This is a genomic window from Marinobacter salexigens (assembly GCF_018860765.1).
Classification (GTDB): Bacteria; Pseudomonadota; Gammaproteobacteria; order Pseudomonadales; family Oleiphilaceae; genus Marinobacter; species Marinobacter salexigens_A.
Map to the genome: position 1 here is coordinate 27,241 of NZ_JAHKPV010000018.1, position 20,930 is coordinate 48,170.

19 protein-coding genes and 1 tRNA gene are annotated in these 20,930 nt (G+C 52.2%); 9 read left to right on the top strand and 11 right to left on the bottom strand.

Annotation, left to right across the window (positions count from 1 at the left end; genetic code table 11):
• Positions 1–60 precede the first annotated feature (60 nt).
• The 5 genes from KO508_RS10015 to KO508_RS10035 form a co-directional block, all read right to left on the bottom strand.
• Entirely contained in the window at positions 61–1,575 is a 1,515-nt protein-coding gene (locus KO508_RS10015; protein WP_216008187.1) for a catalase, read from the bottom strand.
• Positions 1,576–1,761: 186 nt separating this feature from the next.
• Entirely contained in the window at positions 1,762–1,980 is a 219-nt protein-coding gene (locus KO508_RS10020; RefSeq protein WP_216008188.1) for a DUF2835 domain-containing protein, read from the bottom strand.
• Between the two features lie 5 nt (positions 1,981–1,985).
• A complete protein-coding gene (gene htpG / locus KO508_RS10025; protein ID WP_216008189.1) occupies positions 1,986–3,878 on the bottom strand; it encodes a molecular chaperone HtpG in 1,893 nt (630 codons plus the stop codon).
• Positions 3,879–4,083: 205 nt separating this feature from the next.
• Positions 4,084–4,518 (bottom strand): PaaI family thioesterase, encoded by a 435-nt coding sequence (locus KO508_RS10030; RefSeq protein ID WP_216008190.1) that lies wholly within the window; start codon positions 4,516–4,518, stop codon positions 4,084–4,086.
• The gene (locus tag KO508_RS10035) at positions 4,515–4,985 is read right to left on the bottom strand and encodes a PaaI family thioesterase (RefSeq protein WP_216008191.1); all 471 of its coding nucleotides are present in this window, start codon (positions 4,983–4,985) and stop codon (positions 4,515–4,517) included. Before KO508_RS10035 ends, KO508_RS10030 begins: the two co-directional genes overlap by 4 nt.
• A 151-nt stretch (positions 4,986–5,136) precedes the next feature.
• On the opposite strand from KO508_RS10035, the gene KO508_RS10040 reads away from it, so the two are divergent.
• The 4 genes from KO508_RS10040 to KO508_RS10055 all read left to right on the top strand — a co-directional run bounded on the left by KO508_RS10040 (position 5,137) and on the right by KO508_RS10055 (position 9,236).
• The gene (locus KO508_RS10040) at positions 5,137–6,369 is read left to right on the top strand and encodes a M48 family metalloprotease (RefSeq protein WP_216008311.1); all 1,233 of its coding nucleotides are present in this window, start codon (positions 5,137–5,139) and stop codon (positions 6,367–6,369) included.
• Positions 6,370–6,539: 170 nt separating this feature from the next.
• Positions 6,540–7,085 carry a hypothetical protein gene (locus KO508_RS10045; protein WP_216008192.1) on the top strand — a complete coding sequence of 182 codons (546 nt, stop codon included), beginning with the start codon at positions 6,540–6,542 and terminating at the stop codon, positions 7,083–7,085.
• Positions 7,086–8,273, top strand: coding sequence for an iron-containing alcohol dehydrogenase (locus tag KO508_RS10050; RefSeq protein ID WP_216008193.1), 1,188 nt, complete (start codon positions 7,086–7,088; stop codon positions 8,271–8,273).
• A 252-nt stretch (positions 8,274–8,525) separates the two neighbouring features.
• Positions 8,526–9,236 carry a substrate-binding periplasmic protein gene (locus KO508_RS10055; RefSeq protein ID WP_289851850.1) on the top strand — a complete coding sequence of 237 codons (711 nt, stop codon included), beginning with the start codon at positions 8,526–8,528 and terminating at the stop codon, positions 9,234–9,236.
• 28 nt (positions 9,237–9,264) lie between these two features.
• Here KO508_RS10055 and KO508_RS10060 read toward each other — a convergent pair whose 3' ends face one another.
• Both KO508_RS10060 and KO508_RS10065 read right to left on the bottom strand, forming a co-directional pair.
• Complete coding sequence (locus KO508_RS10060) at positions 9,265–11,751, bottom strand: ABC transporter permease (RefSeq protein ID WP_216008195.1); 2,487 nt, start codon at positions 11,749–11,751, stop codon at positions 9,265–9,267.
• Positions 11,751–12,470 (bottom strand): ABC transporter ATP-binding protein, encoded by a 720-nt coding sequence (locus tag KO508_RS10065; RefSeq protein ID WP_252738051.1) that lies wholly within the window; start codon positions 12,468–12,470, stop codon positions 11,751–11,753. The genes KO508_RS10060 and KO508_RS10065 overlap by 1 nt, the downstream gene beginning before the upstream one ends.
• A gap of 58 nt (positions 12,471–12,528) precedes the next feature.
• On the opposite strand from KO508_RS10065, the gene KO508_RS10070 reads away from it, so the two are divergent.
• Positions 12,529–13,158 (top strand): arylesterase, encoded by a 630-nt coding sequence (locus KO508_RS10070; protein WP_216008196.1) that lies wholly within the window; start codon positions 12,529–12,531, stop codon positions 13,156–13,158.
• A 7-nt stretch (positions 13,159–13,165) separates the two neighbouring features.
• On the opposite strand, the gene KO508_RS10075 is transcribed toward KO508_RS10070, so the two are convergent.
• Positions 13,166–14,119, bottom strand: a complete 954-nt coding sequence (locus KO508_RS10075) for a YheT family hydrolase (protein ID WP_216008197.1) — start codon at positions 14,117–14,119, stop codon at positions 13,166–13,168.
• Between the two features lie 85 nt (positions 14,120–14,204).
• On the opposite strand from KO508_RS10075, the gene KO508_RS10080 reads away from it, so the two are divergent.
• Positions 14,205–14,280: transfer RNA gene (locus tag KO508_RS10080), tRNA-Asn, on the top strand.
• Between the two features lie 67 nt (positions 14,281–14,347).
• On the opposite strand, the gene KO508_RS10085 is transcribed toward KO508_RS10080, so the two are convergent.
• Positions 14,348–15,637, bottom strand: a complete 1,290-nt coding sequence (locus tag KO508_RS10085) for a M18 family aminopeptidase (RefSeq protein WP_216008198.1) — start codon at positions 15,635–15,637, stop codon at positions 14,348–14,350.
• An 84-nt stretch (positions 15,638–15,721) separates the two neighbouring features.
• Here KO508_RS10085 and KO508_RS10090 point away from each other — a divergent pair, with 84 nt between their 5' ends.
• Positions 15,722–16,207, top strand: coding sequence for a hypothetical protein (locus KO508_RS10090; protein ID WP_216008199.1), 486 nt, complete (start codon positions 15,722–15,724; stop codon positions 16,205–16,207).
• An 82-nt stretch (positions 16,208–16,289) separates the two neighbouring features.
• A complete protein-coding gene (locus KO508_RS10095) occupies positions 16,290–16,898 on the top strand; it encodes an outer membrane beta-barrel protein (protein ID WP_216008200.1) in 609 nt (202 codons plus the stop codon).
• A gap of 12 nt (positions 16,899–16,910) precedes the next feature.
• On the opposite strand, the gene rlmKL is transcribed toward KO508_RS10095, so the two are convergent.
• Entirely contained in the window at positions 16,911–19,085 is a 2,175-nt protein-coding gene (rlmKL, locus tag KO508_RS10100) for a bifunctional 23S rRNA (guanine(2069)-N(7))-methyltransferase RlmK/23S rRNA (guanine(2445)-N(2))-methyltransferase RlmL (RefSeq protein WP_216008201.1), read from the bottom strand.
• A 318-nt stretch (positions 19,086–19,403) separates the two neighbouring features.
• Between rlmKL and rmf the strand changes: the two genes are divergently transcribed.
• Entirely contained in the window at positions 19,404–19,616 is a 213-nt protein-coding gene (gene rmf / locus KO508_RS10105) for a ribosome modulation factor (RefSeq protein ID WP_216008202.1), read from the top strand.
• Positions 19,617–19,791: 175 nt separating this feature from the next.
• Here rmf and KO508_RS10110 read toward each other — a convergent pair whose 3' ends face one another.
• Complete coding sequence (locus tag KO508_RS10110) at positions 19,792–20,811, bottom strand: quinone-dependent dihydroorotate dehydrogenase (protein ID WP_216008203.1); 1,020 nt, start codon at positions 20,809–20,811, stop codon at positions 19,792–19,794.
• Positions 20,812–20,930: the final 119 nt, after the last annotated feature.

Consider the following 20,930-nt stretch of genomic DNA (forward strand, 5'->3'; position numbering starts at 1 on the left):
CGACCCGTTAAACGGATCGGCTCCTTCCTCATGAAGGACTCTTTATAGTGCTGGCCGATCTTACTCGTCCAATTCGGGGATAGCAGACAGCTCATCAGGCGACTTGACCGACATACCCAAAGCCTTGGCAACCCCTTCGCCATAAGCTCGGTCGCAACGGGTGCAGTTGTCGATATGACGCTGTTTAATGAAATCAGGAGCGTCCCCCATGTTTCGCCCTGTATTTTCAAACAGTACCTGCTGTTGCGCAGGCGTCATTAGCTGAAAGAGTGCGCGCGGCTGGCTGTAATAATCGTCATCATCCTCGCGGAAATCGAACATAGCCGCATTGCCGTCGATCTTGAGCGGTGGCTCCGCATATTCGGGCTGATCTTTCCAATGGCCGAAGCTGTTTGGCTGATAGTGCGGCAAACTACCGTAATTGCCGTCCATCCTGCCAAGACCATCGCGATGGTTGCTCATGACCGGGCATTTAGCCGCATTGACCGGCACTTGCTGATAGTTCACGCCCAGACGATATCTTTGCGAATCCGGGTAATTGATCAACCGCGTCTGAAGCATCTTATCCGGGGACACGCTTATACCAGGCACAAGATTCGCTGGCGAGAAGGCCGCCTGCTCAACATCCATATGATAGTTTTCTGGATTCCGGTTTAGCTCAAACTCGCCGACCTCGATGAGTGGGTAGTCCCCTTTAGGCCAAACCTTGGTCAGGTCAAACGGGTGCACGTGGTACGTTTCCGCGTCGGCTTCGGGCATCACCTGCACATACATTTTCCAGCGTGGAAAGTCTTCACGCTCAATTGCTTCAAAAAGATCCCGCTGATGGCTTTCACGGTCATCAGCAACAATCGCTGAAGCCTCTGCGTCGGTCAAATTCTCAATGCCCTGCTGGGTTCTGAAGTGGAATTTCACCCAGTAGCGCTCACCTGCGTCGTTCCAGAAGCTGTAAGTGTGGCTGCCAAAACCATGCATGTGTCGGTAGCTCTTAGGAATACCGCGATCGGACATGACTACAGTCACCTGATGCAGAGCTTCAGGCAGCAGCGTCCAGAAATCCCAGTTGTTCGTGGGCGACCGCATGTTGGTTTTAGGATCGCGTTTTACCGCTTTATTCAAGTCTGGAAACTTTTTGGCATCCCGCAAGAAGAACACAGGTGTGTTGTTACCCACCATGTCCCAGTTGCCCTCTTCGGTATAGAACTTGAGCGCAAAGCCGCGAATGTCCCGCTCGGCGTCGGCCGCGCCCCGCTCCCCTGCCACAGTGCTGAAGCGGGCAAACATCTCGGTCTTTTTACCTACTGCACTGAAAATTTTAGCGCGTGTATAGCGGGTGATGTCGTTGGTTACGGTGAACGTGCCGAACGCACCGGAGCCTTTGGCGTGCATGCGACGCTCAGGGATGACCTCACGCACGAAATTGGCGAGTTTTTCGTTGAGCCACACGTCCTGAACCAGCACTGGCCCACGTTTACCAGCAGTCATCGAGTTCTGGTTGTCTACTACCGGAGCACCAAAGGCCGTTGTAAGGTGTGATACCGGGCATTTGCTTTTATTCGATTTTTCATCGGTCATGGTCAATCCCTCTGTAGTTCATAACGTCACTAATCCGCTTATACCGAGATTCAGCGATACTAGAGCCTCAGCAATCACTTGTGTCGGTGTAAGCATCTAACGTTATTGAAGCACTGCAACCGCAGTTTGGATAATCAATTCCGGAAAAGAGCGCTAAAGCTTTTAACTATCAATAGAGGAAAGTCATTAAATACGCTCAATGAACTCAAACTTGCCTTGCTTATTGAACACGATTCGGAAGGAGCCACGAACGCCGTCGCGTAAGTAGAAACGGGAGAGAATTCGGGCCGGGAAACGGACTGAGCGTCCATCCCGGGCCCGGGTGTGAACATCGGTAGCAACGCCCTGATAGAGCTTTATCCACTCATCAGGGCTGATGCTTATGTCCACAATAATCTGGTGCATGGGGCTTAGTTAGCCAGTTCCAGCAACAGACGGTTCAAGCGGGTGACGTAAGCACCCGGGTCTTGCAGCTGCTCGCCGCTAGCCAGAGTGGCTTGGTCCAGAAGCACGGCAGAGAGCTCGCTGAAGCGCTCATCGCCCTTCTCGCTTTCAAGGCGCTGAACCAGCGGGTGGTCCACGTTGATTTCAAAGATCGGCTTGCTGTCCGGAACCTTCTGGCCCGCCGCTTCCATGATCTTTTTCATCTGGGCACCCATATCAAAATCGCCCGTTACCAAGCATGCAGGGGAATCCGTAAGGCGGTTGGTTACGCGCACTTCCTGAACCCGGTCAGTAAGAGCCGTTTTGATTCGCTCCAATAGATCTTTGTGCTCTTCGGCAGCTTCTTCCTTGTGTTTTTTGTCTTCTTCGGTTTCAACTTCGCCAAGATCAAGATCGCCACGGGCGACGTCCTGAAACTGCTTTTCGTTATATTCATTGAGGTAACCCATCATCCACTCGTCAATACGGTCAGAGAGGATCAGCACTTCGATGCCTTTCTTGCGGAAGACTTCCAAATGCGGGCTGCTCTTGGCGGCCATGAAGTTGTCAGCCGTGATGTAGTATATTTTGCTCTGACCTTCTTTCATGCGCTCGATGTACTGGTCCAGAGATACGTTTTGGGCACTCTCACCTGTGTGGGTAGAGGCAAAGCGCAGCAGGCCAGCAATTTTCTCGCGATTGCTGAAATCTTCCGCGGGACCTTCTTTAATTACGGCGCCAAACTCGTTCCAGAACTTCTGATATTCGTCTGCATCTTTCTTCGACAGTTTGGATAGCATATCCAGCACGCGCTTAGTAAGAGCGGTGCGAATGCTGTCTACGGTTGCGTCGTTCTGCAAAATCTCACGAGAAACGTTCAGGGACAGATCATTTGAGTCCACTACACCCTTGGCAAAGCGCAAGTAGAGTGGCAAGAACTGCTCTGCGTCGTCCATGATGAATACGCGCTGCACGTAGAGCTTCAAGCCTCGGGGCGCATCACGGTTGTACATGTCGAACGGAGCGCGAGCCGGTATGTACAACAGGCTGGTGTAGTCCAGCTTGCCTTCCACTTTGTTGTGGGACCAGATAAGCGGGTCTTCAAAGTCGTGAGCGATATGCTTGTAGAACTCTTTGTATTCTTCATCTTTAATTTCGGTACGGGGCAGAGTCCAGAGCGCTGTTGCGTCGTTAACGGTTTCGTCTTTGGGCTCTTCGCCTTCTTCGGTCGGCTCGGATTTCATGATGACCGGGAAGGAGATGTGGTCAGAGTACTTTTTGACTAGGTTGCGCAGGCGGAAGCCGTCGGCAAACTCGGTGGCTTCTGGCTTCAGGTGGATGACAATTTCGGTGCCGCGCTTTTCGCGAGTAACCTGTTCAATGGTAAATTCGCCATCACCGGCAGATTGCCAATGTACGCCTTCTTCTACAGGCGTTCCTGCACGGCGGGTGAACACGTCCACTTTGTCGGCAACGATGAAGGCGGAATAAAAGCCTACACCGAATTGGCCGATCAGTTTGCTGTCTTTCTTTTCGTCACCGGAGAGCTGTTTGAGGAATTCTGCGGTGCCGGAGCGGGCGATGGTGCCCAGATTCTGGACAACGTCTTCGCGGCTCATGCCGATGCCGTTGTCGGCCAGAGTGATGGTGTTCGCTTCTTTGTCGAAGTCGAGCCGGATTTGTAGCTCTGAGTCGCCTTCGTAGAGGCCGTCGTCTTTCACTGCGGCGAAGCGCATTTTGTCGGCGGCGTCGGAGGCGTTGGAAATCAGTTCTCGGAGGAAGATTTCCTTGTTTGAGTACAGGGAATGGATCATCAGGTGAAGTAGTTGTTTTACTTCGGTCTGGAATCCTAAGGTCTCTTTTTTCGATTCAACGGTCATTTACTGTCTCTCCTGCTGCAAACATTGGGGGAGGACGCGAGAACAGAGGGGCTTTTCAAAACACGCTGTGAATACGTCCGTGCACGCTCGGCTCCGCACGGTTTTGAAAAGCCCCTCTGCTCCCACGTCATCTAACGTTCAGGTTCGTCTTGCAGCAAAAGTGGGGGCATGTGGAGGCATTTCAAGCCCCTAGATGCTTACGAGGTCAGTCTTCCAGCAAGAAGTGTGCTCTTGCGGTGGAGATCGGCTTGGAGCGGGATTTTTGCCAAGCAGTGATCATTACGTTCGCCACGCGATTGCCTTGGCGCGTTAGCTTGCACTCGGCGTAGGTTTCGCGGTCGAGGCCTGCGCGGAGGTAGTCTAACGAGAAGTTGACGATGCGTGGCATGCGCACGGTTTCTTGGGCGAGCATGAGGTAGATTGCAGCAGAGAGCTCCATGAAACCGCCGATTACGCCGCCGTGTATCGCAGGTAATACCGGGTTACCGAGGTTTTGGTCTTTTGCCGGTAGGCGAAAGATGAGGTCGTCGCCAAACTGGTCGCATTCCAAGCCGATAAATTTTGCGTAGGGGACGCTGTTGATCAAGCGGGAGAAGTCACCGGTTTCTCGGGTGTATTTTAGGATTTCAGGGTCGGTCATACCGGGCCTCCGGTGATTTTTTCGCGGTAGGCTTTTGGTAGAGCTTGGGGGCCGATGCGCATGAAGGTGCCAACGCAGTTGGCGACGGTTTCCCCGCCTTCTTGATAGGCTTCGCAGCGGGTGAATATGATGTTGCGGGTCATTCTGTATACCTCTGCACGCGCATAGACCGGTTTGTGGGGTTCGGCTGGGCGCATGTAGTCAACCCTTAGGTCCAGTGTGGGGCAGAGTTCGAATACCTCCAAAGCGCAGAGCATGAGTGAACCGGATGTGGTGTCCATCAGGGTGGTGATGGCGCCGCCATGGATCACGCCTGTGTCTGGGTTGCCGATGATTTTTTCGTTGTAGGGCAGGCAAAGGGTTAAGCTGCACTCGGTGGTTTCGGTAACCGTCAACCCAAGCTCTTTGGCTTGGTTGAGTGTGTCGATAAACCGGGTAACCCGGTCGGCTCGGATTTGATTATCCATTCAGAACAAACCTGTGGTTCATGTATGGGTTTTAAGCTGCCGGTATTTAAAGCCGCCAGCAGCCGTGTAATTATATGTTTCTTAAATTCAATAACAGGGGTTGAGAGTGAAAAACGCCGTTTTGCAACGCTGCGCGCCGGTTTTAGCGCTAATGCTGCTACTTACCGGGTGTGCTGTAAACCCGGTAACTGGCGAGAAACAGCTTTCGTTAATTGGCGAAAGCCAAGAACTTGCGCTGGGCGCAGAGCAGTATACGCCTACCCAACAGACTCAAGGCGGGCAATTCTACGTTGATCCCGAGCTAACGCTTTACGTGAGAGAAGTTGGCCAAAAGATGGCTCGGGTAAGTGACCGCCCTGACCTACCCTATGAGTTTGTGGTGCTAAACAGCAGCGTTCCCAACGCTTGGGCTTTGCCCGGAGGCAAGATTGCGATTAACCGGGGGCTACTGGTTAAGTTTGATGATGAAGCCCAACTCGCATCTGTGCTTGGACATGAGATTGTACACGCGGCTGCCCGCCACAGTGTTCAGCGCATGCAGCAGGGAATGCTGATTAACGCTGGAGTGGCAGGTCTGGGCTTTGCGCTGTCAGACAGCCAGTGGAGCGGTCTCCTGATGGGTGGCGCCGCCATGGGAGCTCAGCTCGCTTTAGCGCAGTACGGTCAGGGAGATGAGCTGGAATCGGACCACTACGGCATCGTTTACATGAAAAAGGCGGGTTACGATCCCCAAGCTGCCGTAGAGCTTCAAGAAATCTTTCTTGAAATGTCCAAAGGCCGCGAAGCAGGCTTTGTGGACGGACTCTTTGCAACGCACCCGCCGTCTTCGACGCGTGTGCGCGAGAACAGCAAACTGGTGGGTAAGATAGGTTCCGGTGGCTATCGCGGAGCCGATGTTTATCAGAAAAAAACGGCCTTTCTGCGCAAGGTCCAACCTGCCTACGACGCTCACGATGAGGCCATGAAGTTGGCATCTGACGGAGACATGAATGCGGCTCTGACAAAAGTCGACGAGGCTATCAATGTGTTACCTCGCGAGGCTATGTTCTATTCATTACGTGGGCGTATCCATCAGGAGCTAAACAATCCGGATAAAGCCTCTGCTGATTTCGAAAAGGCGGTGTCTCTGTATCCCGAGATGTTTATTTATCGCTTACACAGCGGGCTAAACGCACTTACGCTAAACAATCTCAGTAAGGCCCGGGAGAACCTGACCCGGGCAAACGAGGTTGTGCCAACCTCCATCGCCTTTCTCAGGCTTGGGGATATTGCGGTAAAGGAGAATAACCGTAAGGAAGCCATCGCTTATTACAGTAAAGCGGCGGAGTCCAGCGGCGATATTGCCGAAGAAGCACGGCGAAAACTGGCCGCTCTCACCCAGTAACCTTATAAATCATAATCAATATAGGGCCGAACTCTCTGAGACTTCGGCCTTTTTTTATTCCTGCGTTTCGGTTTGCCGAGGACGCGCCGGTTTGCCGTCACCATGAGCATTGACTTTTAGAGCAATAACTCTAAAAATCAGCTATCGATAACTTAAATCAGGTGACGGACATGTTAGCGAAACGTATCCAACCTATGGCTTCCCAGGCAAAGCGCCTGTATGTCGAGCTTATGTTTCAGGTTATGGGGCGAGCTCTTCAGGCAGTCAGTGAGGTTGACGGCGAGGTTCAGAAAGAAGCTCAAGCTTTGCCCAAGGGATTTCTGTTCGAAATGATGGTGATGCCCGAGGGGGCTAAGCTGATCGTAGAACACATCGGCGGAGGCCGATTCCACTATCATGGTGATTCTGCACCCCGCGCGGTGGATGTATCCATTCAGTTTAAACACCTTACCCACGCATTTTTGGTGTTGTCGTTTCAGGAGAAAACCTCAATCGCCTTTGCCCATGACCGCATGCTGGTTGATGGCGATGTGAGCTATGCCGTGCGCATGACCCGTGTACTCAATCGACTTGAATCCTTCATTTTGCCCAAAATCATTGCCAAACGCGCGGTCAAGGAATATCCGGAGAACCTTCACCTACCGGAAAAACTGATCAGTGCGGCACAGATTTACCTGAAAGTCGCCACCCATTTTATCCAGACAGCGAGAGCCTAAATGTCTAATTCTTACTATGAGTTCTTCTGCCCGGTAAAAGTCATTGCCGGCAAAGCCGCCCTTGAGCACATTCCCTATGAACTCAGCGGGCTCGCCGCGAAGCGCCCGATGATTGTGACTGATAAAGGCGTTCGTGCCGCTGGCCTTCTGGACCCAGTGATTGCGGCCTGTGAGGAAAGTGGGCTTGAGATCATCAGCATTTACGACGACGTTCCACCGGATTCCTCCACTACCGTGGTTCGGGATATTGCCGCTATTTACCGCAAAGAAAAGTGCGACTCCATCATCGCGATTGGTGGTGGCTCGGCCATAGACACGGGCAAGGCAGTGAATATTTTAGTGTCGGAAGGTGGTGATGACGTTGCCAAGTACACCGGTGCTGGTGTTATAAAGCGCCCGCTCAAGCCCTTTCTGGTGGTGCCAACCACGGCTGGAACCGGCTCGGAAGTCACCTCTATTGCCGTGATCACCGATGAGAAAAAAGGTGTAAAGCTACCCTTTACCTCGTCGTACCTGCTGCCCAACGCGGCTGTTATCGACCCGCGCATGACGTTAACCCTGCCGCCCCACATTACGGCGGCAACGGCCATGGATGCCATGACTCACGCAGTCGAGTCGTTCACCTGCATGGCTAAAAACCCCCTGAGCGATGCCTATGCCGCAGCGGCTATTAAGAAGGTCAGCCATTCACTGTTACAGGTAATGGACAACCCGAAAGACAGCGACGGCAGGCTTGAATTGGCTCAAGCATCCACCATGGCAGGCATTGCCTTTTCAAACTCCATGGTTGGCCTGGTTCACTCTCTTGGCCATGCCACAGGTGCTTTATGCCACCTGCCCCACGGCTTGTGCATGAGCCTGTACCTGCCCTATGTACTTGAGTACAACCTTGAAACCATTCGTGGGCCTTTAGGTGAACTACTGCTGCATTTGGAAGGGCCGGAAATTTATGCAGCCACACCCGCAAGCCGCCGTGCGGAAGCCAGTATTTCGGCCCTTCGCAAGCTGCGGGATGCACTTTATAAGCGGTGCCAGTTACCGCGCACACTGAAAGAAACCGGCAAGGTAACGGAAGAGCAGCTGGACCAAATTGCAGAGATGGCTTTGGACGATGGCTCTATCATGTTCAACCCGAAAGAAGTGACCCTGAAGGACGCCCGTGCAGTTCTGCAGCGCGCCTGGGCCTGAACGGCCGCAATGAAAAGTAAGTAGAGTCCAGAATCAGGGCTCTGCTTACTTGGTAACATTACATTACTTTCAGAGATTGAAATAACGGGGTAGAAGCGTAACAATCACATTCTTTCTGGCAGGGATTTGGCCGGTTCAGTTCTTCTAGGGACGGTATTGCCCCACCAGAGAGTCTTTTTGATGAAGCACCGAAAACCTTGTTGGTTCCCAACTTTTACAAGGCGACTTACCTGTTTCATCTCTATGTTCGCGATGTCGTTGTACTCAAGCACAGTTTTTGGAAGTGATCCGAAAGTATTTCGGCTCAACATCTCACCTAATGGCTATCCACCCTACATGATCGCGGACCAAGAGGAACCCGCAGGTATTATGTGGGACATCGTCTCGCTGATTACCGGACGTTTAGGCTACCAACTAATAGCTGAAAAAATACCCCGAAAACGCGTGGACCAAATGTTGCTGGACGGATATATCGATGCCACGCCACGGGCTATAGAGTGGGCACACGAGCCAGAAAAATACTTATTTACGGCACCCGTAGTGGACATTCAAGAGGTGTTTTTTACCCCCAAGCATGCCAAGAAAACCTATCAAAAGGCAGAGGATCTTTTCTCTAAAACGGTTGTTACCCATCTAGGTTACCTTTACCCACAGCTGCAACCGTACTTCAAATCTGGCGCTATAAATCGTTTTGATGTGTCTCAAGAGCGGGATATGTTCAATTTTTTACTGCACGGCGACCGTTTTGATGCCGCTGTAGTCGATTTGCTAGTGGGCAAATGGGTACTGAAAAAAGAAGGCTTGCAAGACCAGTTCAGAGCTTCCTCGAGTGACATGAACTCCTACGGTTTCCGGCTGATGATGCGTAGGGATTCTCAGCTATTTGTCGATAGATTCAACGCGGAACTTGCACGTATTCGCGAGAGCGGCGAATTGGAAGCCATTCTCGCGAATTATCAGTAAGCCGCTGCTTAACCAACAAGCCTTTGCGTTACTCTAGCCGCCGCAGCAAAAGCATGGGCGAAACACTCAGCACGGGCCTTAACTGCCATCGCCCGAACAAGGACAGCACCACCGCACTAATTACAGGTATAGGCAATACCACATGCCAGTGCCATTTGAAGCTCCCCTCGAACATGCGGAATTGCAAAGCCCACACCGCAGCCTCGGCCGCTGCAACGCCCAAAATACCGGCAAAACCGCCGAGCAGTGCAAACTCCAACATAGTGCTGCGCACAAGCAAGCGCTGGCGCCCACCAAGAGTTCGCAACAGTGCGCCCTCTCTTTGGCGATCTTGAAGCGTAGCGCTAACCACCGCAGCCATAACCACCAAGGCTGCTGCCAGTATCAGCACCAAAATTGCCTCTATAGCCTGAGTAACCTGCCGGACAATCTCCTGTATGCGTTCAATGATGTTGTCTATTTCCAACAAGGACACCGTTGGAAAGCGGCGTGAGAATTCATTCAACGCGCTTTTCTTGTCTTTAGGAAGATAAAAGCTGGTTATCCAGGTAGCCGGCATGTTGGTGAGCCCGCCCTCCGGAGGAAAAGCCATATAAAAATTAGGCTTCATGCTGTCCCACTGAACCGTGCGAATGCTGGTGACGGTTTCCGTGACCTTATCGGAGCCGATGGTAAACGTAAGTTCATCCCCCAACGCCAAGCCAAGCTTTCCTGCCAGCTCCGCCTCTACAGACACGCCGTCCGTCTGGCCCGCTTCAAACCAATTGCCTTCGACAATGCTGTTGTCTTTTGGTAACGCAGTCATCCAGGTTAGGTTCAATTCTCGGTTAAGTGCCCCTACCCGTTGGTCTTTACTTACCACCTCCTTCACTGGCTGACCATTCAATTCTGTCAGCCGGCCACGCACCATGGGGTAAAGTTGATCCAGCGGTTGACCGCGCTCTTTCCAGTAGCCAGCAACCTCGTCTATCGAATCCGGGGCGATGTTGATCAAAAAGTGATTTGGTGCATCGTCTGGAAGCTGTGCCTGCCAGTCGTCTAACAATGAGGTGCGCACCAAAATCAACGTGGTTGCTAGCATCAACGTCATTGCAAACACGGCGATTTGCGAGAGGCTGGCGCGACGGTGTCGATATAGGCCCACTAAAGCCAGACGCCAAGAATGGCCTCCGCCGCGCACTTTTCTCAGTGCTGCAACCAGTAGACTACCCAAAAGACCCAGAGCCCCAAGCAGAAGCGCAAGACCGCCCAAAAGGGCAATCACCAGCGACAACTCACCCGCGTATAACCAAACCAGACCGAACACGGCCACAATGGCAATCAGCATGTCTGGCAAGGCTTCCCGCCCTGTTTCGCCGGGCTGACTACGCAATACACGCATTGCGGGAACATTTCTCAGGCGCCGGATGGGGGGGTATGCAAAGGCAAACAGGGAAACCACTGCGGTAAGCAATGCAGGGGTGAGAGCCGATGAATCGAGCTGAAACTCTACTGGCCTTTCCAGTGCCTCACTGAGTAAACGAGTGAGCAGCCAAAACAGGGGAAGCGCTACCAGAAGGCCACCGATCATCCCCGTCACGCCCCATAAAGACAGGCGTTTCAGGTAGAGCCGACCAATTCCCGAGCTACCGAGACCAAGGGTTTTGAGCAAGGCAACTGTGTCCCTTTGCGATAGCGCATATTGACGGCTAGCAACCGCAACAGCCACTGCGGCCAACAGCACTGCCAAACTCCCTCCCAGTAACAGAAAGCTCTCGGCACGTTCTAAAGAGCGCGAAAAGGTTTCTCCATCCCGTACACCTTCCCACTCATGGCTTGGTTCCAGTTGTGGTTCAAGCCATTGGTAATAGGTATCTAGTGCTGTTTCTTTACCCGCAAATAGATAAACGTATTCAACGCGACTGCCCTCTTGAATAACACCGGTGGAGGCAACGTCGTCTACATGCATCATTACTCTTGGCGCAAGCGCAGAGAGGCTGAACCCGCCATCGGGTTCTCGAAGCAATACGCCCGATACTGTTAAGTTCTGGCTTCCAACTTCTAGAGAGTCACCTATTTTGATATCCAACAGTCGTAGTAGTCTGGGGTTGATCCAGACTTCACCGGGCGCAGGCCCGTGTTGAACCTGCTCTCGGGAACCTTCAGTGGCTCCTTGGATTTCGAGATCACCGCGCAGAGGATATTCATTGCTTACTGCTTTTATGGATACCAGTTGAAACGCATCGCTGCCGAACACCATGGTAGAGAATTCCACCATTCGACCGGTTTCCAGCCCTAGGTTCGCAGCCTCCGTAATCCAGATTTCAGGCACAGGGCGCCCGTTCTCGGCCTCTAGCTGCCGGTCTGCGGCTAGAAAAGAACTAGCAGAAGACACCAAAGTGCGCTGTAACTGGCTGGCGAATAAAGCAATGGTCGCAACCGTAGCTACGGCAATAATCAGCGCCGCTAAAACGACTCGTACATCTCGCTCACGCCAATCACGGCGCACAGACATTAATTTTTTTGCAGCAGCCATCAGTGTGCAAGCTCCACCTGAGCAACCGGCTCTGTCAACTCGCCCGCTTCAATGTGGAACTGCCGGGAACAGCGGGCCGCTAGCTGTTCATCATGGGTAACCATTACCAGAGTGGTGCCCTGCTCTTGGTTCAGCGCCATCAACAGATCAGAAATTTCCTGCCCTGTGCGGTTATCCAAATTGCCCGTTGGTTCATCGGCAAACATTATGGCTGGCTCTGAGGCAAAAGCTCGGGCGATAGCCACTCGCTGCTGCTCGCCACCCGACAACTGCCGGGGCGTATGGGCAAGTCGCTCACCCAGCCCTACACGCTCAAGAAGCTCTTTGGCGCGCTTTTCTGGCGCGTCCATTCCGGCCAATTCAAGCGGCAACATAACGTTTTCCAGAGCCGTGAGCGCCGGGAGCAATTGAAATGATTGGAACACAAAGCCCACGCGATGGGCACGCAACTGGGCCCGTTCATCTTCGCTTAACTTGCTGATAATGGCGCCGTCTAGCTCAACCGTGCCTTCGGTGGGCGTATCAAGGCCGGCAAGCAATCCCAGCAAGGTGGTTTTACCCGAACCGGAGCGACCAACAATGGCTACGGATTCTCCCCGATTGATTTCAAGGCTAACCCCCTTCAATATCGTCAGCGTATCTGTTTCCAGACTCACGCGATGGGTCAGATTTTCAACGCTCAACATGGGGCGTTGGCTGTCATAATGTGTAGTCTGCATGTTGTTTACGGGGCTCCCGGGAAAAGCACGTTCATTTATTAAGGTAGTCAGGCTGTTTATGCATACGCTATTACTGCACGTAAGATCAATCGTATTCCTTTTCGCTGTTTCTGTTGCCACGCCGATCTTGGCTGGCCAGCAAACGCTGCTCGTTTTAGGTGACAGCCTCAGCGCTGCTTACGGCGTACCGTCGGAAACAGCCTGGGTGCAGTTGTTGCGCCAACGTTTGCAAGAAAACGGCCTAAGCAACTGGCGCGTGGTGAATGCCAGCATAAGCGGCGAAACCACAGATGGCGGTGTACGTCGGCTGCCTGAGTTACTTGAAAAGAACAGTCCCTCCGTGGTTATTATCGAGTTAGGCGGTAACGATGGCCTGCGCGGCTTTCCGCCAGAGGTGATCAAGTCCAACCTTGCAATCATGGTTGACAATGCCCAGAACTCAGGCGCACGCACCATTTTGGTTGGTATGCAAATCCCTCCCAACTACGGCCAGCGCTACACACAAATGTTTGCCGACATCTTTCCAGCGCTTTCAGACAGCTATAACACCGCTCTGGTTCCCTTCTTTTTGGACGGAATTTACGACCAAGAAAACTTGATGCAGGGAGACGGTATTCACCCCACTGCGGAGGCGCAGCCCAAGCTGCTTGAAAATGTATGGCCAGAGTTAAAACCATTGCTTGAATAGGCCTAATTCACTCTACACCCTGCAAAAAGGCAAGAGCCCGACGCTCAGACCAGTAATAGCCGTCACGTCCATGCTCGACAAACCCGACATGGCCACCCCACTTAGGCGCATCGATGCGAACATGGGCTCCTAGAATAGAGGGCGATTCAGGGAAACAACTGGGGGACAGAAACGGGTCGTCCGCTGCATTAACCATCAAAGCGGGCACCCGAATATCTTTCAATCTCCCCAATGCGGAGCATTGGGCCCAGTAATCTGCAGCATTCTCGAACCCGTGCAACGGCGCCGTATAGCGATCGTCGAATTGGTGAAAATCCTGGATGGCGTCAAATCCGGAAACATCAACAAGATTAGGAAATGTCTGCGCTTTTTCGGCCATCTTTACGCGAAGATCCTTCAGAAACCTACGCATATAGATTTTTCTGCTTGGCAGCGCTAGCTTATCCGCACTGCCCGCTAAATCGCAGGGCACTGAATAAGCTACGGCACCGCAAATTCTGCTGTCTACGCACTCACCCTGCTGTGCCAGATACAGCAAGGTGAGGTTCCCGCCCATACTAAAACCGGACAAAAATACCGATTTATAATCTTGGGACATGCCATGATCCACCACCCGGCGCAGATCTTCGGTTGCGCCACTATGATAAAATCTTGGTTGAATATTCATCACCCCTCCGCAGGAGCGGAAGTTCCAGGCCAAAACGTCCCAACCCTCTGCTAATAAAGCTCGCGTCAGCCCCAGCACGTATGGTCGACGGCTATGACCTTCCAGCCCGTGGGAAATAATGGCCAAACGACTATTACCTTGCCTGTGCCAGTCCAGATGCAGTTCGTCTTTGTCGTCCGTGGGCAACACTTCGGTTTCCGGATCTTGGAGGGGTACCTTGCGAAACAGTGCCGGCCATATGGATTGAACATGGCCACTGCGTAACCAGTGTGGTGGACGATATTGATGAGCCATACTACGGTACAAATTTTGACCTTTTATATCAGGGGGTTGACCATCCAACTGAAAGCGCTTAATATGCCGCCCGACTTGATGCTGTTCCCCGATAGCTCAGTTGGTAGAGCAACGGACTGTTAATCCGTTTGTCGCTGGTTCGAGCCCAGCTCGGGGAGCCACTTATTCCGAAATGCCGCTGTTTCAAACGAAGCAGCGGCATTTTTCGTTATGGGCTTTCAAACAGCCTTAGAAAACCTGCTTGCGCTGCATAAACTCAGTCAACACGCGAAACAGCGTAAAGCCATCCTCGGTACCAATCAGCTCACGAATAGAGTGCATGCCAAACTGCGGCACACCAATGTCTAGTGTTGTCACACCCAGATTTGCCGCCGTCAGCGGTCCAATAGTACTGCCACAGCCCATATCACTGCGCACCACAAAGGTTTGGTGTGGCAACCCAAGCTCATCACTGATATGCCGATAAACCGCAGCCGACCGGCTGTTAGTTGCGTAGCGCTGATTATGGTTCACTTTGATAACCGGCCCCTGATTCAAAATCGGACCATGGTTTTCATCATGCTTATCAATGTAGTTGGGGTGTACTCCGTGGGCATTGTCCGCTGATACCATCATGGAGTGGGCAATCGCTTTTGCTCTGCCAGCACCACACCAGCGGTCGAGAACGGCGGTAAGAAATGGCCCCTGCGCGCCTTCAGAAGACACGCTACCCACTTCTTCGTGATCATTGCACACCAGCAACGCAGCCTCAGCGCCCGATGTGTTCAATAGAGCTTGCAAGCCGATGTAACAACTCAGCAGGTTATCTAACCGTGCAGAGGCAATGAAATCGTCGCGCAGGCCGACAAAACTTGCCTGCTGTGCATCGTAAAAGCCCAACTCATAGCCAAGAATTTTGCGCACCTTAATACCGGATTCACTGGCAATTTGCTGACTTAAAAGCTCGTTGAAGCTGGTCGTGTCATCTTCGCCAACCTGCATTAGCACCGGTGGAAGGTCAGTCTGGGCATTCACTGTGCGGCTGGTATTGGCTTCCCTATCCAAATGAATGGCGAGACTAGGAATAAAAGCCATAGGTTTTTTGAAGTCCACCAAGGTGTCGTTGACCTCGTCATGGCCGTCGAGCAATGTCACTCTGCCCGCCAACGAAAGATCCCGGTCAAACCAAGGGTTCATCAGAACCCCGCCGTAAACTTCTACGCCCAGCTGGAAAAAGCCTTTGCGCCGCAGCTCTGGGTTGGGTTTTACCTTCAAACACGGGCTGTCGGTATGTGCACCCACCATACGGATACCGGAGCCCGAAACATCCTTTGCCCCGGTTCGGAAGGCAACGATAGACGACCCGTTACGGATGACGTAGTAGCTGTGATTCTGCTTAAGCGACCAGTCCTCTTTTTCATCCAACTCTTCAAAACCGGCAGCATCCAACCGTGCCTTCATGGTTGCCACAGCATGCCAAGGCGTTGGTGAAGCGTTCAGAAACTTCAGTAAATCTTTGTTGAATTCAGTTTGTTCCATGATGTCCCTGATAGAATAATAATTACTGCGCCAGTATGGCATGAAGCGTTAATACCTCATACCACCCCCAGCATGGAGCCTGACATGCCGAAACCAAGATTTCTCGATATCGAGTATTGCCAGACCGAAGATACCCTGTTTCCAGTTGCCATGGCTTGGTCGCTGGAAGACGGCCAGATGAAGACCGTGGTCATTGCGCCTATGGAGGAGTGGCTTCCCGAGGACGGAGATCTGGGCGATGTTGATGTGGATTACCTTGCAGAACAAGGCGTGCCGCTCATCGAACTTATCCATGAACTGCATCAGGACTTACCTGACCAAACGGTATACGTGGACGGTCTGGACCCGGACGAGATCCTGGTGGACCTTATCTTTAGTGCCATGGGCCAAGAAGCCCCTTTCGAAATTGCACCCATTACGGAGTTGATTTTGGGCCTCAGCAGTGACGCCTTGGAGGATCGCCGCCGTCAACTGCTGTTTGAGGAAAGCTTGGAGATCCAACTACCGGAAAACGGTGTTTATGCACTGTTATTGATGGCTCAAGAAGAAGGCCTGTTTGAGGACGACTAAACTGTGACACGGGTCGACGTAACAATAGGTTACACAAGGCAAACTCTGCCCGTAACCGCTCACGTCAGGATACCCCATAACAATGAACAAGGTTGTGCGAACAAACCTATTACTTTTTTTAGTGCCCGCTTGCCTGCTATCCGCCCAAACGGCATTGGCGCAGGAAACGCCCCGGGAAGATAAGCACTACCTAGGCTTATTAGTAACCGCTTTCAATCACCGCACCATTGGTGAAATTTCCAGCGAGCAGGCAACGGGAAGTGGCGGCGCGTTGGTAATAGGCAGCCATATCAATGATTTATTTCACGCCGAGTTACGTCTGGGCAGTGGGTTCCGGGATGCAGAAGTGCCCAACAGTGACCTTACCCTCGCGGTTGACTACTTTGCCAGTTGGTACATGGGCCTGCACTACCCTATTACGGATTACGCCAATGTTTACGCTCAGGCAGGATTTTCCTTTATCCACGGCACCGGCGAGTTTACTGAAGAAGAGAGCGAAGGGCGTGCACAATTTCAGGATTTGGAAGGTGACTTCCCAGAGAGCAGTTTTAGCGTAAGCTGGGTGCTTGGTATGGATTTCGAAATTATGAACGACACCTACCTTGTACTTGAAGGCGGAAAACTGTTCGAAGATACTGGCACAGAAGCCAATACCTTTCAGTTTTCCACCGGTCTCAAGTACGAGTTTTAACGCTACTTAGCGCTATGCATTTTTCCGAATGTGCCAGCACCGGTGAATTCGTGCATTCCGCTGAAAGTCCTTGTCCAGAGTGCTGGCGCTCACTTCCTCTACCTCAAATTCCAAAGCTAACGCTTCATCAAGTTTAAACCGGCGGAAGTTATTGGAAAAAATCATCAAACCGTCCGAACTCAGCCTAGTCATTGCCTGACGAATTAGTTTTGCGTGATCTTTCTGCACGTCCAGAACATTTATCATTCTGGCGGAGTTGGAGAAGGTCGGCGGGTCCATGAAAATCAGATCATAAACCTGATCCGGTGTTGGTCTTGCCGCAAGCCAGGCTAGACAGTCTGTTTGCTCCACCTTGTGTTTTCGGGGGTCTGCACGGTTCAATGCCAGATTATCCTGAGCCCAGCTCACATAGGTTTTCGATAAATCCAAACTTAGGGAGCGGCTAGCACCGCCGGCGACCGCATGAACGGTTGCTGCACCGGTATAGCAGAACAAGTTCAGAAAACGCTTACCTTGAGCATTTTTCTGAATCCAATGGCGCACAGGCCGGTGATCGAGAAAAAGCCCGGTATCCAAATAATCCTTAAGGTTTACCTTCAGTGTGCAACCATGCTCCTGCACCTGAAAGAACTCTCCACTTACATCCTGCTTCTCATATTGATTGACGCCGGTTTGGCGCTGACGCTGCTTACAAACCATCCGCTCCCGCTCGATTCCAAGCGCCTCAGGGATAACAGCCAAGGCTTCAGCCAAACGTTCCCGGGCAGATCGCTCGTCAATGGATTTGGGAGCAACATACTCTTGTACATGCACCCACCCGTCATAGATATCGATGGCTAGCGCATACTCTGGCATATCCGCATCGTACAGCCGGTAACAGCTTATCTGTTGCTTGCGCGCCCACTGTCCAATGGTCTTCATGTTTTTCTTTAAGCGATTGTGCAGCATGGCTGCCCGCTCTTCATTGGCAACTCGGGGCAGCACTTCGCCCGGTGCGGCAGGCTCTCGGGGCGTGCGCACGCTGGCTTCGTCGATGGTAAACAGTAAGAGTTGTGCGGGAAGCTTGCCGTTAAAAAGCTTGTATTGCTTAAAGCTGCGCAGGCCAATCGATTTGCCAAATTCAGGAGCACCGGTAAACACGCCTAAACGCCAACCTGAAGCCGCTTTTTTCACTGCATCACCAAGTGACTCATACAAGCCTGCAAGGGCTTTTCTATCACTTAGTCGTTCGCCATAAGGGGGATTCACCAGAACCAGACCGGTTTCTGCTCGATCGTCTCCCAGTGAAAGCTCCTCAATGGATTGCGTCTGGAACTCAACCAGACCTTCAAGGCCTGCTCGCTGAGCGTTATTTCGCGCCGTGGAAATAACCCTACTGTCTTCATCGAAGCCCAAAAACTTCGGTATTCTGCGCTGCTTACCTTCATAAGCCCGCTTTTCCGCATCTTGGCGTAAGGCTAGCCACACTTCCGGCTGGTGTCCGAGCCATTTTTCAAAACCAAACCGATCCTGACGACGGCCCGGTGCAATATCCAATGCCATCATGGCGGCTTCGATAACTAGTGTTCCCGAGCCACACATGGGATCAACAAAATCACCACCCGCGGCGACTATTTCAGGCCAACCCGCGCGCATCAATAAGGCAGCAGCGAGGTTTTCTTTTAGAGGTGCAAGGCCTTGCTCTGTGCGGTAACCGCGTTGGTGCAAGCTGTGCCCACTAATATCAATACCCAGGGCAAGGCGGCCACGGTGCAAACGGGCGGAAACGGTTACATCAGGGTTTTTTGCCTCAACCGCTGGACGTTTTCCGCCACCCGAGGTGAAACGATCCACGATGCCGTCTTTCACTCGCTGAGCGCCAAATTGGGTGTTGCGTATGGCTTCGTTTTCACCAATAAAATTAACGCGGAACGTTCCATCCACCGGGATGTGCTGTTGCCAGTCAAGATGAACCACACCATCGTAAAGCTCGTCAGCGCTGGTAGCGGCCACTTCATCAACATGTAAGATCACGCGGTTAGCCAAGCGCGACCAGAGACAGGCGCGGTAACCGGCTTTCAAAGTGCCCTCCACCCAAGCGCCAGCAGGTGCATTTCTTACCAAGCCAAGACCAAAGGTGCTGAGCTCGTCCGCCAGAAGATATTCAACGCCCTTTGGGCAGGTTACAAAAAAGACAGATTTGGACAAGTTCAACTCCAAGTTCTTTTGCGAATCGCGGTAAGTCACGGGAATCGCAGCGTTCATAGGTTTTAAGATATTTTTTAATTCAATTTGAATCTATTAAATACACTACATAGACCAAAACGATTGTGTACTTCCACTCAAGGTTAAGTTTACCTTGTAGGTGACGCGTCGTTCGGGAAGGGTAACTCCCTTTCGTTAACAGGATCCTGACTGCTCTGGCTAGAGCTGGCAATAGTGGGTTGTCCCGGAGTGGAGTCCACATGCCAAAGCCACTGCAGAAGTGTACACGCTTGTTCTGTTAATCCATTAGTGAGGAACGGCATGAAAAGACAGAAAAGAGATATGTATGCTCGTGCATTCAAACGGGGCTACCTCGCCGGTGTATCCGGTAAATCCAAAGACAGCTGCCCACTCGATCAGGCGGAGGTTCGCCAAGAGTGGTTAAGCGGCTGGCGTGAAGGCCGCACAGATCAATGGGAAGGCATGACCGGCGTCTCCGGTATTCATAAACTGGCAAACGTCACCACCGCGTGATGCTTATTGTAACCCCGACATCTTAATCTGATCTTTTGTCACACAATTTGACGCAGTGTTCAGAAAAACCAATACGGGGCCTCCCGCCCCGTCTCATGCGCTGATGAGCGCAACGGGGTTAACTCCCCGTGAGGGCCCGCCTAGCGGGCCCTTCTTTGTTTCTGTATCTACAACACTATCTTTGCGTTCGAATCGCCTCTACCGCTTCGCCGATCAATTTTGGCCCGCGATATATGAAACCGGTATAAAGCTGAACCAACTTTGCACCAGCACGGATTTTTTCAGCTGCACTCTCACCATTGGTAATGCCACCCACGCCAATGATTGGAAGATTATCACCAAGTTCTGCATACAATCCTTGGATCACCCGTAGAGATGCCTCACGAACTGGAGCTCCGCTAAGCCCGCCAGCCTCAGCAGCATGCACATGCCCAGCAACCGCGTCGCGGCTGATGGTGGTATTCGTGGCTATAACCCCATCTATTCCAGCCTCCTTTAACGCCGATGCAACAAACCGAATGCCCTCATCGTCCATGTCCGGCGCGATTTTTACAGCAATGGGCACGTAGCGCCCCAAATGCGCCTCACACTTAAGTTGTTCATCCTTGATGGCGTGGAGAAGGCCCTTTAGTGAATCGCCAAATTGCAGGTCTCGTAAACCCGGTGTGTTCGGCGAAGACACATTCACCGTTATGTAGTCAGCACGATCGTATACCGCTGCAATGCCTTTGCGGTAATCCGATTCAGACTCTTCGTTTGGCGTATCTTTGTTCTTGCCAACATTGATGCCAAGAATGCCGCGATAGCTACGCCTATCGACCCGCCCCAGCATGTGCGCCAGACCTTCATTGTTGAAGCCCATGCGGTTAATGATGGCCTGATGCTCCGGCAGTCGGAACATGCGTGGCTTAGGGTTGCCTGGTTGTGGAAGCGGCGTAACGGTTCCAACTTCGATAAACCCAAATCCTAACGCGCCCAGAGCATCCAAATGATCTGCGTTTTTATCCAGTCCTGCTGCGAGCCCCACCGGATTGGGAAAATCCAGCCCCATTACATTGACCGGTAGCTCATCTGTTTTCGGTGAAAAAGCACCCAATACGCCCAGACGGTGCGCTAAATCCAAACCGTTTAGTGCAACGGCATGGGCCTGTTCAGGTGGTAACCGAAAAAGCAGATTGCGGATAACGCCGTACATCTGAAAACTCCTCCATAAATCGTGAGCGCGAGTATACCGGAAGTTTTCCACAGCGACCGGATAACATAAAATAACAGAGCTAAACATCTGTATCATTTAGCTCTCAGGAGCTTTTCCAC

Coding starts and splice junctions, on each gene's coding strand:
- KO508_RS10060 (WP_216008195.1), bottom strand. CDS start 11,751: ATGGCTGCTGCAAAAAAATTAATGTCTGTGCGCCGTGATTGGCGTGAG.
- KO508_RS10035 (WP_216008191.1), bottom strand. CDS start 4,985: ATGGATAATCAAATCCGAGCCGACCGGGTTACCCGGTTTATCGACACA.
- KO508_RS10085 (WP_216008198.1), bottom strand. CDS start 15,637: ATGGAACAAACTGAATTCAACAAAGATTTACTGAAGTTTCTGAACGCT.
- htpG (WP_216008189.1), bottom strand. CDS start 3,878: ATGACCGTTGAATCGAAAAAAGAGACCTTAGGATTCCAGACCGAAGTA.
- KO508_RS10090 (WP_216008199.1), top strand. CDS start 15,722: ATGCCGAAACCAAGATTTCTCGATATCGAGTATTGCCAGACCGAAGAT.
- KO508_RS10065 (WP_252738051.1), bottom strand. CDS start 12,470: ATGCAGACTACACATTATGACAGCCAACGCCCCATGTTGAGCGTTGAA.
- KO508_RS10045 (WP_216008192.1), top strand. CDS start 6,540: ATGTTAGCGAAACGTATCCAACCTATGGCTTCCCAGGCAAAGCGCCTG.
- KO508_RS10075 (WP_216008197.1), bottom strand. CDS start 14,119: ATGGCTCATCAATATCGTCCACCACACTGGTTACGCAGTGGCCATGTT.
- rmf (WP_216008202.1), top strand. CDS start 19,404: ATGAAAAGACAGAAAAGAGATATGTATGCTCGTGCATTCAAACGGGGC.
- KO508_RS10055 (WP_289851850.1), top strand. CDS start 8,526: ATGTCGTTGTACTCAAGCACAGTTTTTGGAAGTGATCCGAAAGTATTT.
- KO508_RS10070 (WP_216008196.1), top strand. CDS start 12,529: ATGCATACGCTATTACTGCACGTAAGATCAATCGTATTCCTTTTCGCT.
- KO508_RS10030 (WP_216008190.1), bottom strand. CDS start 4,518: ATGACCGACCCTGAAATCCTAAAATACACCCGAGAAACCGGTGACTTC.
- KO508_RS10015 (WP_216008187.1), bottom strand. CDS start 1,575: ATGACCGATGAAAAATCGAATAAAAGCAAATGCCCGGTATCACACCTT.
- KO508_RS10110 (WP_216008203.1), bottom strand. CDS start 20,811: ATGTACGGCGTTATCCGCAATCTGCTTTTTCGGTTACCACCTGAACAG.
- KO508_RS10020 (WP_216008188.1), bottom strand. CDS start 1,980: ATGCACCAGATTATTGTGGACATAAGCATCAGCCCTGATGAGTGGATA.
- KO508_RS10040 (WP_216008311.1), top strand. CDS start 5,137: ATGCTGCTACTTACCGGGTGTGCTGTAAACCCGGTAACTGGCGAGAAA.
- KO508_RS10050 (WP_216008193.1), top strand. CDS start 7,086: ATGTCTAATTCTTACTATGAGTTCTTCTGCCCGGTAAAAGTCATTGCC.
- KO508_RS10095 (WP_216008200.1), top strand. CDS start 16,290: ATGAACAAGGTTGTGCGAACAAACCTATTACTTTTTTTAGTGCCCGCT.